Genomic DNA, 11,922 nt, shown 5'->3' with positions numbered 1-11,922 from the left:
AAGTTTCTGACATATCAGCGCTCTGTGTGCTCAGGTTCATCCACGCCCTGCCCTTCGGTGGTGGGCTTGGACGCGCTCGCCAGCGGTGGGTCTTGCAGTCTTGGGGCGCAGCTACGGCGATTTTCCGGTGTCAGTCCCATCTTGTCACACCAATCGGTATAGGCCTTCCAGCCTCGCTTGATGACATTCAGCATGGATTTCCCTCCGTGATAACAACTGGCCATTTCAGCAGCCAACTAGCAGGTGAATTTCAGGCAATAAAAAAGGCGGGAAAGCCCGCCTTTTTCAATCCGGAATTAATGTTCCCGGGTCTTGGCAAACTGAATGTCGGGATAACGCTCCATCGACAGATTCAGGTTTACCATGGTGGGGGCGATATAGGTCAGGCTATCGCCACCGTCCAGCGCCAGGTTGGCGGAACACTTGCGCTTGAACTCATCCAGTTTACGGGCATCGTCGCTGTATACCCAGCGGGCGGTGGCCACGTTTACCGCTTCGTAGATGGCTTCTACATTATATTCCGACTTGAGACGGGCCACGACCACTTCAAACTGCAGTACGCCCACGGCGCCCACAATCAGGTCGTTGGAATCCAGCGGACGGAACACCTGCACCGCGCCCTCTTCAGAAAGCTGTACCAGTCCCTTGAGCAGCTGCTTTTGCTTCAGAGGATCTTTGAGACGAATTCGGCGGAACATTTCCGGGGCAAAGTTAGGAATACCGGTGAATTTCAAATCTTCACCCTGGGTAAAGGTATCCCCAATCTGGATGGTGCCATGGTTGTGCAGACCGATAATATCGCCGGCAAAGGCTTCTTCGGCGCGCTCGCGGTCACCGGCCATAAAGGTCACAGCGTCGGAGATGTTCACGGTTTTGCCAATGCGCACGTGTTTCATCTTCATACCCTGGGTGTACTTGCCCGACACAATGCGCATAAAGGCGATACGGTCACGGTGCTTGGGATCCATATTGGCCTGAATTTTAAACACGAAGCCTGAGAACTTGTCTTCACCGGCTTCCACGGTGCGCTCGCTGGTTTCACGGGGCATAGGCGCCGGCGCCCAGTCGGTCAGGCCGTCGAGCATATGGTCTACACCAAAGTTACCCAGTGCGGTACCGAAGTAAACCGGGGTCAGTTCACCCTGCAGGAACAGCTCGTGGTCGAACTCGTTGGACGCGCCGCGCACCAGTTCCAGCTCTTCACGCAGCTGCTCGGCAAAGTCGCTGCCGACGGCGGCGTCCAGCTCAGGATTATCCAGACCTTTTACAATGCGCAGTTCCTGAATGGTATGGCCATGACCAGTCTGATACAGGATGGTCTCATCACGGTGCAGGTGATAAACGCCCTTGAACAGCTTACCGCAACCGATAGGCCAGGTAATAGGCGCGCAGAGGATGTTAAGCTCGGTCTCTACCTCATCGAGCAGCTCCATGGGATCGCGAATATCACGGTCGAGCTTGTTCATAAAGGTCACGATAGGGGTATCGCGCAGACGGGTCACTTCCATCAGCTTACGGGTACGGTCTTCCACACCCTTGGCGGCGTCAATCACCATCAAGCAGGAGTCCACCGCGGTCAGGGTGCGGTAGGTATCTTCCGAGAAGTCTTCGTGGCCTGGAGTATCGAGCAGGTTCACCAGACAGCTGTTGTACGGAAACTGCATCACAGAGGTGGTAACCGAAATACCACGCTCCTTTTCCATCTCCATCCAGTCAGACTTGGCATGTTGATTGGACCCGCGGCCTTTCACCGTGCCCGCGGTCTGAATTTGACGGCCGTGCAACAACACCTTTTCGGTGATAGTGGTCTTACCGGCGTCGGGGTGAGAAATAATGGCGAACGTACGACGTGACGCCACTTCTGCAAGCAGTGAATTTGACATGGATAGCTTTCTTTCAAGTAGCGTCGCCGCCCGAAGGCGGCGACTCGAATGGAACTTAATTGGCGGGTATTTTCGCCTATATTGGCGAGGAGTACAACGACAGACTCAGGGTTGCTCGAGTTCGGCCTGTGCCTGATTGGCAAGGCGCCCCAGTTCTACCCGGGCATATCTGTGTTCGACAAAGTCGTAGATGTTGGTGGCAAGCGCCAGACGGAAGTAATTGGCGGCCGCTTCTTTGTTACCCAGCGCCTCTTCGGCCTTGGCCACGTAGAAGTAGGCTTCACAGAGCCGCTCTGAATATTCACGTGGATGATTCAAGCCGCTGCGGGCACGCTCAAACAAGTCTTTGCGGGACAAGGTTCCCAGGTAATAGTCACTGATGGCACTGGCCCAATCATCTCCGTTGAGCGACTTACGATGCTCCGCCAGCCTTACCAGCGCGGCGGCGCGGTCAATGTCGGCATCAATCAGGAAATACCACAGGGCACGATAGCCATCCTTTGGGTCGCGGCGCAGGAAGTTATCCATATCCGCCACCGCCAGATCTGCACGCTCGCCGTAATAGAGGGCAATGCCACGGTTCAGATAGGCGTAATCATAGTTGGGCTCAAGTTCAAGCACCGCATCGAATGCCTCGTAGGCGTTGTCGAAGTCGCCTTCCTGGGTGTAATAAATACCAAGGAAATTATAGGCATCAGCAATATTGGGGCGGATTTTAAGCGCTTGATGAAAGTCGAGTCGGGCCATCAACCTCAGCCCCAGGGTGTCGTAAATAACGCCACGCTCGTAGTAAACGCGGGAGAGCTGATCTTCGTTCAAATCCATGCTGGCCAGCACTTCATTGAGCCTCGCAAGACCCACTTCATGCTTATAATCAGGTAACAGCGGCGCCACCATCAAACGGCCTTCACCGGCGTTATCGAAACCACTGCTCTGGGTTGAGGCACAACCGCCCGACAGCACAGATAAGCCAAACAGCCCGGACAACATCAACGTCTTGAGTTTACGCTCCATCAAACACTCACCTTCACGACCTGGGAAACCCAAATGGGCTCTGTTTGGCTCCATCATAGCAATCCATCCCGAGTGTCGCCATCAGCCATTGATATTTATTACAAATTGCCAAACTCACACCTGTGGCAATAAAAAAAGGAGATCCGAAGATCTCCTTTTTTGTCAGCTTAGCAGCAATTATTCAGCAGCTGGCTCTTTGGTTTGTGCTTCTTTGATAGACAGACGCACACGACCCTGACGATCCACTTCCATTACCTTCACGGTAACTTCCTGGTTCAGTTGCAGGTGATCAGATACGTTGGCTACACGCTCATCGCTGATCTGAGAGATGTGTACCAGACCATCTTTGCCAGGCAGGATGTTCACGAAGGCACCGAAGTCAACGATACGGATAACCTTACCTGTGTACAGACGGCCCACTTCCACTTCAGAGGTGATTTCCTCGATGCGGCGGATAGCTTCGCGAGTAGCGTCGCCATTGTTAGAGGCAATCTTCACAGTACCGTCATCTTCCAGCTCGATGGTGGTACCGGTTTCTTCAGTCAGCGCACGGATCACGGCGCCGCCTTTACCGATAACATCACGGATCTTCTCTGGGTTGATCTTGATGGTGGTGATACGTGGCGCGAAGTCAGAGATATCTGGACGGGCGCTGCCGATGGCCTGGTCCATCACGTTCAGGATGTGAACGCGGGCGCCGTAAGCCTGCTGCAGAGCGATTTCCATGATTTCTTTGGTGATACCTTCGATTTTGATGTCCATCTGCAGTGCAGTAACACCATCACGGGTACCGGCTACTTTGAAGTCCATGTCACCCAGGTGGTCTTCGTCACCCAGAATGTCAGACAGAACTACGAAGTTGTCGCCTTCTTTCACCAGACCCATGGCAATACCGGCCACAGAAGTCTTGATCGGCACACCGGCATCCATCAGCGCCAGAGAGGTACCGCACACAGAGGCCATGGAAGAAGAACCGTTGGACTCGGTGATTTCAGATACCACACGTACAGAGTATGGGAACTCTTCGGCAGACGGCATTACCGCGTTGATACCACGCCATGCCAGCTTGCCGTGACCGATTTCGCGGCGCTTTGGCGAGCCAACCATACCGGTTTCACCCACAGAGTATGGAGGGAAGTTGTAGTGCAGCATGAAGCGGTTGGTGCGCTCGCCCATGATGGAGTCAATCTTCTGCGCATCACGCTCGGTACCCAGAGTACAGGTTACCAGCGCCTGAGTTTCACCGCGGGTGAACAGCGCGCTGCCGTGGGTACGTGGCAGTACACCGGCCATCACAGACAGGGCACGGATCATGTCTGGCTCACGGCCATCGATACGTGGCATGCCAGCGATGATGCGGCTGCGAACCACGTTCTTCTCGAGGCTACCCAGCAGATCGGCGGCTTCACGTACGTTCACTTCAGGATTGGCTTCCTGCAGCTTGGCGATGGTGGCTTTCTTCACTTCACCAACGGCTTCGTAACGCTCTTGCTTGGCCATGATCTGGTAAGCGGCAGTCAGACCTTCTTCGGCCAGTTCTTTGATTTGCGCAACCAGAGTTTCGTTTTTAACAGGTGCAGTCCAATCCCAACGTGGCTTGCCGGCTTCGGCAGCAAACTCGTTGATGGCAGAGATAACAACCTGCTGCTGGTCATGACCGTAAACCACGGCGCCCAGCATCACTTCTTCAGGCAGAGATTTAGCTTCAGATTCCACCATCAGTACGGCGCCCTGGGTACCGGCAACCACCAGATCCAGTTCGCTGCCAGCCAGTTCGGCGGCACCTGGGTTCAGTACGTATTCGCCATTCACATAACCCACACGGGCAGCGCCCAGAGGACCGTTGAAAGGAATACCAGAGATAGCCAGCGCAGCGGAGGTACCAATCATGGCAACGATGTCCGGCTCAATCTGAGGATCTACCGAAACCACTGTGATGATGACCTGTACTTCATTGGTAAAGTCATCGGGGAACAGAGGACGGATAGGACGGTCGATGAGACGGGCAATCAGAGTTTCGTCTTCAGAAGGACGGCCTTCACGCTTGAAGAATCCACCTGGGATCTTACCGGCTGCGTAGGTCTTCTCCTGATAGTTTACAGTCAGCGGAAAGAAGTCACGGCCTGGGTCCGCTTCCTTTTTGCCCACAACAGTTACCAGAACTGTAGTGTCGCCCATGCTGGCCATAACGGCACCATCGGCTTGACGAGCGATTACACCTGTTTCCAGGGTGACTGTATGCTGACCATACTCAAAACTTTTTACGATAGGATTCACGTGACCCATTCCTTAATTAATGACCTTGAAATACGCGCGTAAGTATACTGCAAGTCAAGCAGATAGTTAAAGAGCGGATTCTGGTGACAAATCTGCAACTTTTCACTAAAGTGAGGATTATTGGTCGGCAAAAAAGAGCGCCAGGCGCCAAGTATGTCGATGTCCTCCCTGACCCGGAACCCGATTGATGGCGATAAGGTTTAAGTCACTTACCTGGAAACAAACCAACCTCGTTGTTTTTTCAGCGCTATTTTTTGCTATTGCCGTGTTTATCGTGGAACTGTCACTGATGGTGATGTCCACCCGGGAAGCATTGACTTCCAACCAGCAGGAGCTGCTGGATTCGGTTGAACAGCCTGCCGCCAACGCAGTTTGGGCCCTCGATGACAACCTGGCCCGCCAAACCCTCGAAGGGGTGCTCAAAGTTGAGCACGTAGGTGCATCCGTGATTGAGCTCGATGACGGTTCCATGTTTGTCTCTGTCAGCAACAGCCAAAACGCCTATTCAGACTTCTTTCGTGACCTCAGTGAAGAGCTGTTTGGTGACCTGCGCGAAATCTCACGCCCCCTTTACCGCCCCTTCTACTTTGAAGGCTCACGCCAGCAGCAACTCATTGGCACACTTACCATTTTCTACGACACCCAAGAGCTTGCCAACAGCCTGTTCGGCCAGCTTAAAGTTGGCTTCCTCGCCACGCTGGCGCGGGCCTTACTGCTGACCATGGTGTTATCGATTGTGTTCCACCGCTTTTTGACTCAGCCCATTGCCCGCATCAGCGAGGCCATCGACAAGATTGAGCCTGAGTCCCCCGATGAAAACCTGCTGCCGATTTCAGAGGCCCACAAGGACGACGAGCTAGGCCTGGTAACCACCAAGCTGAATCAAATTCTGCTCCAATTCGGTCAGACCCAAAGCAAGCTGCGCAAGATGGCCACCAGAGACCCGCTCACCGGGCTGCCAAACCGCACCCTGCTGCTGGAAACCATTGCCGTAACCATTCAGCGAGCCAGAGTGCACAGACGTGCCTTCGCGCTGCTGTTTATCGATTTGGACCGTTTCAAAAACGTCAATGACTCCCTTGGTCATGCCCTTGGCGATCAGTTCCTTGCACGTATTGCACGGCTGCTTGAGCGGGTTGTTGGCGATAAAGGCACAGTCGCCCGCCTTGGCGGTGATGAGTTCGTTATTCTGGCTGATGAAATCAACTCCGCCGACATGGCGGCAGACTTTGTTGATAAGCTGCTGTTTCAGCTAAATAACCCAATTCAGCTTGGTGACCACTCGATCCACCCTGCTGCGTCGGTAGGGATCTCTCTCTACCCGGAAGACGGTAACAGCGCCGAAGATCTTATTCGCCACGCTGACATCGCCATGTACAGCGCCAAAGCCTCCGGCTCGAACCAGTGGGCCTTCTTCAAGCAGCAAATGACCGAGCGCGCGGCCGTGCGTCTGCGCACCGAAGCCTCGTTGCACGATGCCCTGAAAAACGATGAATTTCTGCTGCACTTTCAGCCCAAGCTGGACCTGTCCACCGGCAAACTGATGGGCTGTGAAGCGCTAATTCGCTGGAAAAAAGATGGCCGCCTGATAAGCCCCATGTCATTTATTCCTGTGGCTGAAGAAACCGGCATCATTGTGCCTATCGGTCGCTGGGTATTGGAGCAAAGCTGTAAGACGCTGCGCCAATGGCAAAAGCAATATAACTTTGCCATCCCCATTGCGGTGAATGTGGCATCACAGCAGTTTGCCGATGCAAGCCTGGTGCCCGATATCAAGCAAATGGCATTGCGCTATCAAATCCAGCCGGAGCTGCTGGAGATCGAAATCACCGAAACCTCCTTGATGAGCGATGTGGAAGCGGCCATCAGCAAGCTTGAGCAGCTTAAGAATGCGGGTTTTGGTATTGCGGTGGATGACTTTGGTACCGGCTATTCGTCACTGTCGTACCTGCGCCATCTGCCCATCACCACCATGAAAATCGACCGCTGCTTTGTGTCTGATCTGCCCAGCGACAGCGCCATCGCCTCGACTATTCTGATGCTGGGTAAGCAGCTGGATCTGCGTATTGTGGCTGAAGGGATTGAAAATGAGCTGCAGCTGGAGTGGCTGAGAAAAGCCGGTTGTGGTGTGGGTCAGGGCTTTTATTTCAGCCCGCCGCTGCCAGTAGAAGAGTTTGAACAGAAGTATTTTCAAAGCAGTACCGCCAGCGTCCATGATTTGAGTGGCTGATACTGAGTAAGCCCATCAAGAACCCGCGAGCCTGAAAAACAGGCATGAAAAAAGGAGGCATAAGCCTCCTTTTTCCTGTATCTGCGGTGCTGATTAGCGACGCAGACCCAGCTTTTGGATCAGCGCGGTGTAACGCTGAGCATCGGTACGCTGCAGGTAAGACAGCAGCTTACGACGAGAGCTAACCATACGCAGCAGACCACGACGTGAGTGGTGATCGTGGATGTGAGTCTTGAAGTGACCCTGCAGGTGGTTGATCTGAGCAGTCAGCAGAGCTACCTGAACTTCAGTAGAACCAGTGTCGTTTTCACCACGGCCAAACTCAGCCAGGATTTTTGCTTTAGCTTCAGTACTTAGTGACATGAATATCTCCAAAATATCAGTAAATTGTCTCAGCCGATCACTAACTCAGCCGAGAAGACGCGCTATTTTAGCCGCATTCAACCTTGGCCGCAACCGCTTTAATCGTTGTCGTTTGTGAAGACAACCAAGCGTTTGGGCGCCAATTGACCATCGTCGTTCATCTTGCCGATGCCAACGAAGCGCCTGGCTTCACCGAGGGTGATCCGCATCAGCGAATCGGAGCTGATGCCAGCAACCCGAACCGGATTACCATTCATCAGATAAGGCGCTACCGCATCGGGGATGTTCACTTCTGGCAAATCGGCCACTGCGGTGTCCATCGGCAGCAGCAGTGGATCGAGCAGAGTCTTGGCCTCAACGCCCTGCTCGTCGGCCTTTGCAACCAGCGCTTCCAACTCTTCGATGCTGACCATACGCTCATAGGGGTAGGCCGCCACGGCAGTACGGCGCAGCATAATAACGTGTGCACCACAGCCAAGCTTTTCACCGAGGTCATCGATGATGGTACGGATGTACGTACCCTTGGAGCAGTGGATATCCAGCGTCAGCTCATCGCCTTCAAGCTTGATAAAGTTAAGCTCAAACACTGTGATAGGCCTGGCTTCGCGGGGCACTTCCTTACCTTCGCGGGCATACTTGTACAGGGGCTGGCCCTGATACTTGAGTGCCGAGAACATGGACGGCACCTGCATGGTATCGCCGCGGAAACTGTCCAGCGCCGCATCCAGTGCTTCCTGGGTGAAATTCAGCGGACGGGTGCTGACCACTTCGCCGTCGGAATCACTGGTATCGGTACGCTCACCCAGTTTGGCGGTTACCAGATAACGCTTATCGGCATCCAAGAGATGCGATGAAAACTTGGTTGCCTCGCCCAGACACACCGGCAACATGCCAGTTGCCAGCGGATCGAGCGCACCTGTGTGGCCGGCTTTGGCCGCATTGTAAAGCCGCTTCACCCGCTGCAGCGCATGGTTGGAACTCATGCCAGTGGGTTTATCGAGCAGCACTATGCCGTCGATATTGCGGCCCTTGGTGCGTCTTGCCATCAGTTTTCTCCGCCCTCGGTAGCCTCGCCTTCTTCGTCGGCATGGCCTTTTTTGGCTTCGTCATTGCGAATGACCTGGCTAACCAGGTTGGACATGCGCATACCTTCCACCAAAGAGGCATCGTAGATAAAGCGCAGTTCAGGCATCACGCGCAGCTTCATGCGCCCAGCTACCAGAGTACGGGCAAAGGGCGCAGCGGCGTTAAGGGCAGCCAGCTTGTCCTCAATAATTTTTGGATCTTCTTCGAAGAAGGTGACATAAACCTTGGCGTGGCTCAGATCGCGGGACACGTCCACATCATTCACTGTCACCATGCCGATACGGGGATCCTTCATATCCCGCTGCAGCACCATTGCCAGCTCCTGTTGCAGCTGCTGGCCGATGCGGCGGGTACGACTAAATTCTCTTGCCATGATGTTATTACCGTAAAATCAACAAGGGCGGCCTAAGCCGCCCTTTTGGTTGTTAGAGTGTCCGTGCGACTTCGATGGTTTCGAACACTTCGATTTGGTCGCCTACGCGAACATCGTTGTAGTTCTTAACCCCGATACCACACTCCATGCCGTTGCGGACTTCATTAACGTCGTCCTTAAAGCGGCGCAGAGACTCGAGCTCACCTTCGTAGATAACCACGTTGTCACGCAGTACACGGATTGGCGCGCTGCGCTTCACAACACCCTCGGTGACCATACAGCCAGCGATTGCACCCAGTTTAGGAGACTTGAACACATCGCGCACTTCGGCCAGACCGATGATCTGCTGCTTGAACTCAGGTGACAGCATGCCGCTCATGGCAGACTTCACTTCGTCAATCAGGTCGTAGATCACGCTGTAGTAGCGCAGATCAACGGCTTCAGATTCGATGGTCTTACGGGCCTGAGCATCGGCACGCACGTTAAAGCCAACCATGATGGCGTTCGAGGCCGCAGCCAGAGTGGCGTCGGTTTCGGTCAGCGCACCCACACCGGAAGCAATGATATTCACCTTCACTTCGTCGGTAGACAGCTTACGCAGCGAGTCGGAAATGGCTTCCAGAGAACCCTGTACGTCGGCCTTCAGTACCACGTTCAGTTCCTGTACTTCGCCTTCGGTCATGTTGGCGAACATGTTCTCCAGCTTGGCCTTCTGCTGACGTGCCAGCTTAACTTCACGGAACTTGCCTTGACGGTACAGGGCAACTTCACGGGCTTTACGCTCGTCACGTACTACAGTGGCTTCATCACCGGCTGACGGTACGCCAGACAGACCCAGGATCTCTACTGGAATAGAAGGACCGGCTTCCTGAATTGGCTTGCCGTTCTCGTCTTTCATGGCACGGATTTTACCGTACTCGAGACCACACAGAACGATGTCGCCCTGACGCAGCGTACCTTCCTGAACCAGAACGGTTGCTACCGGACCACGGCCCTTGTCGAGCTGAGATTCGATAACCACACCGGCGGCCATACCTTCGCGGCGAGCCTTGAGTTCCAGAACTTCGGCCTGCAGCAGAATGGCTTCGAGCAGTTCGTCAACACCGGTACCCGCCTTGGCAGATACGTGAACGAACATGTTATCGCCACCCCAGTCTTCCGACATAACGGCGTGCTGAGCCAGTTCGCTCTTCACACGATCCGGATCGGCTTCTGGCTTATCCATCTTGTTCACAGCCACAATCAGAGGCACGTTACCGGCCTTGGCGTGCTGGATAGCTTCGATGGTCTGTGGCATTACACCGTCATCGGCGGCCACTACCAGAATTACGATGTCAGTTGCCTTGGCACCACGGGCACGCATTGCGGTAAACGCAGCGTGACCAGGGGTATCCAGGAAGGTGATCATGCCGTTATCGGTTTCTACATGGTATGCACCGATGTGCTGGGTAATACCACCTGCTTCACCGGCGGCAACCTTGGCGCGGCGGATATAATCCAGCAGCGAGGTCTTACCGTGGTCAACGTGACCCATGATGGTTACTACAGGGGCGCGTGGCTCCAGCTTCTCATCATCGTCACGGTCGGCCAGTACCTGATGCTCCAGCTCGTTTTCACGCAGCAGTACCACCTTGTGGCCCATTTCCTCGGCAACCAGCTGAGCAGTTTCCTGATCCAGCACCTGGTTGATGGTAACCATGGAGCCCATCTTCATCATCTGCTTGATGATTTCGGTGGCTTTCACGGCCATCTTCTGCGCCAGCTCGGCTACAGTAACGGTTTCACCAACACGCACTTCACGGTTCACGGCAGCTACCGGCTTGTTAAAGCCGTGGGCCATGGACTCAGGCGTGTTCTTGTGACGCATGTGCTTCTCACGACCTTCGCGGGCATCTTTACCACCACGCTTACTCTTGGTCTGAGTCTTATTGCGGTTACGACGACCACGCTTCTCTTCGTCCTGATCGGCGGTGTCTTCAGCGGCACGGGCCACTTTTGAGGTAGTCACATGGTGATCGCCAAAACGCTCGGCCTCGATGCGACGACGCTCTTCTTCAGCCCAGCGGCTTTCGTTTTCTTCAGCCAGTGCACGCGCCTTTTCTTTGGCAGCGGCAGCTTCTTCATCGGCCTTACGCTTAGCAGTTTCTTCCTGCTGCGCCTTCAGGCGGGCAGCTTCGGCGCGGGCTTCTTCGGTCTCAGCCTGTTTGGCCGGATCTTTGGAAGCAGCCTTGGCATCAGCTTCTGCCTTGGCTTTTGCCTTGGCAGCGGCTTCGGCTTTGGCCTTAGCGTCAGCTTCGGCTTTTGCTTTGGCAGCAGCTTCTGCTTCGGCTTTTGCCTTGGCAGCGGCTTCGGCTTCTGCCTGAGCGCGGGCTTCTTCTTCCGCTTTCAGAGCAGCTTCGTTGCCGTCACGCTTCACGAAAGTACGCTTCTTACGCACTTCTACTTTAACGTCTTTAGACTGGCCACCGCTGGATACACTCAGGGTAGACACAGTTTTACGCTGCAGCGTCATCTTCGTTGGCTGCGCGTCGCCGCCGTGCTGCTTCTTGAGATAATCAAGCAGCTGCTGCTTTTCAGTTTCAGTCACACTGTCGGCTTTGGCCTTTTTGATACCGGCCTGGGCGAACTGTTCAATCAGTCGCTCAACAGATTTGCCAACTTCTGTGGCTAATTTCTCTACCGTCATTTCCGTCATT

Annotated in this window: 9 protein-coding genes; 1 reads left to right on the top strand and 8 read right to left on the bottom strand. The window is 54.4% G+C overall.

Annotated elements, in window-relative coordinates; translation table 11 throughout:
• Window positions 1–14: 14 nt before the first annotated feature.
• The 4 genes from MJ923_RS03465 to pnp form a co-directional block, all read right to left on the bottom strand.
• Window positions 15–194, bottom strand: coding sequence for a hypothetical protein (locus MJ923_RS03465; protein WP_240589907.1), 180 nt, complete (start codon window positions 192–194; stop codon window positions 15–17).
• Window positions 195–296: 102 nt separating this feature from the next.
• The gene (gene prfC / locus MJ923_RS03460) at window positions 297–1,883 is read right to left on the bottom strand and encodes a peptide chain release factor 3 (RefSeq protein WP_126166097.1); all 1,587 of its coding nucleotides are present in this window, start codon (window positions 1,881–1,883) and stop codon (window positions 297–299) included.
• Between the two features lie 105 nt (window positions 1,884–1,988).
• Entirely contained in the window at window positions 1,989–2,897 is a 909-nt protein-coding gene (nlpI, locus tag MJ923_RS03455) for a lipoprotein NlpI (RefSeq protein ID WP_240590242.1), read from the bottom strand.
• 177 nt (window positions 2,898–3,074) lie between these two features.
• Window positions 3,075–5,174 (bottom strand): polyribonucleotide nucleotidyltransferase, encoded by a 2,100-nt coding sequence (gene pnp, locus MJ923_RS03450; RefSeq protein ID WP_126166096.1) that lies wholly within the window; start codon window positions 5,172–5,174, stop codon window positions 3,075–3,077.
• A gap of 187 nt (window positions 5,175–5,361) precedes the next feature.
• Here pnp and MJ923_RS03445 point away from each other — a divergent pair, with 187 nt between their 5' ends.
• The gene (locus MJ923_RS03445) at window positions 5,362–7,404 is read left to right on the top strand and encodes a putative bifunctional diguanylate cyclase/phosphodiesterase (protein WP_240589906.1); all 2,043 of its coding nucleotides are present in this window, start codon (window positions 5,362–5,364) and stop codon (window positions 7,402–7,404) included.
• A gap of 93 nt (window positions 7,405–7,497) precedes the next feature.
• On the opposite strand, the gene rpsO is transcribed toward MJ923_RS03445, so the two are convergent.
• From rpsO to infB, 4 genes are all read right to left on the bottom strand, one after another.
• The gene (rpsO, locus tag MJ923_RS03440) at window positions 7,498–7,767 is read right to left on the bottom strand and encodes a 30S ribosomal protein S15 (RefSeq protein WP_126166094.1); all 270 of its coding nucleotides are present in this window, start codon (window positions 7,765–7,767) and stop codon (window positions 7,498–7,500) included.
• A gap of 98 nt (window positions 7,768–7,865) precedes the next feature.
• The gene (gene truB, locus MJ923_RS03435) at window positions 7,866–8,813 is read right to left on the bottom strand and encodes a tRNA pseudouridine(55) synthase TruB (protein WP_240589905.1); all 948 of its coding nucleotides are present in this window, start codon (window positions 8,811–8,813) and stop codon (window positions 7,866–7,868) included.
• A complete protein-coding gene (gene rbfA, locus MJ923_RS03430; RefSeq protein WP_126166092.1) occupies window positions 8,813–9,226 on the bottom strand; it encodes a 30S ribosome-binding factor RbfA in 414 nt (137 codons plus the stop codon). Before rbfA ends, truB begins: the two co-directional genes overlap by 1 nt.
• A 52-nt stretch (window positions 9,227–9,278) precedes the next feature.
• The gene (gene infB / locus MJ923_RS03425; RefSeq protein WP_126166091.1) at window positions 9,279–11,921 is read right to left on the bottom strand and encodes a translation initiation factor IF-2; all 2,643 of its coding nucleotides are present in this window, start codon (window positions 11,919–11,921) and stop codon (window positions 9,279–9,281) included.
• Between the last annotated feature and the right edge of the window lies 1 nt (window position 11,922).

Origin of the sequence: Shewanella zhuhaiensis, assembly GCF_022484835.1 — a bacterium.
Lineage (GTDB): Bacteria > Pseudomonadota > Gammaproteobacteria > Enterobacterales > Shewanellaceae > Shewanella > Shewanella khirikhana.
This window is presented reverse-complemented; position numbering and strand designations above follow the sequence as displayed.

What these genes read in the sequence shown, in the direction of transcription:
- MJ923_RS03465 (WP_240589907.1), bottom strand. Translation starts at nt 194, where the DNA reads ATGCTGAATGTCATCAAGCGAGGCTGGAAGGCCTATACCGATTGGTGT.
- prfC (WP_126166097.1), bottom strand. Translation starts at nt 1,883, where the DNA reads ATGTCAAATTCACTGCTTGCAGAAGTGGCGTCACGTCGTACGTTCGCC.
- nlpI (WP_240590242.1), bottom strand. Translation starts at nt 2,897, where the DNA reads ATGGAGCGTAAACTCAAGACGTTGATGTTGTCCGGGCTGTTTGGCTTA.
- MJ923_RS03445 (WP_240589906.1), top strand. Translation starts at nt 5,362, where the DNA reads ATGGCGATAAGGTTTAAGTCACTTACCTGGAAACAAACCAACCTCGTT.
- rpsO (WP_126166094.1), bottom strand. Translation starts at nt 7,767, where the DNA reads ATGTCACTAAGTACTGAAGCTAAAGCAAAAATCCTGGCTGAGTTTGGC.
- truB (WP_240589905.1), bottom strand. Translation starts at nt 8,813, where the DNA reads ATGGCAAGACGCACCAAGGGCCGCAATATCGACGGCATAGTGCTGCTC.
- rbfA (WP_126166092.1), bottom strand. Translation starts at nt 9,226, where the DNA reads ATGGCAAGAGAATTTAGTCGTACCCGCCGCATCGGCCAGCAGCTGCAA.
- infB (WP_126166091.1), bottom strand. Translation starts at nt 11,921, where the DNA reads ATGACGGAAATGACGGTAGAGAAATTAGCCACAGAAGTTGGCAAATCT.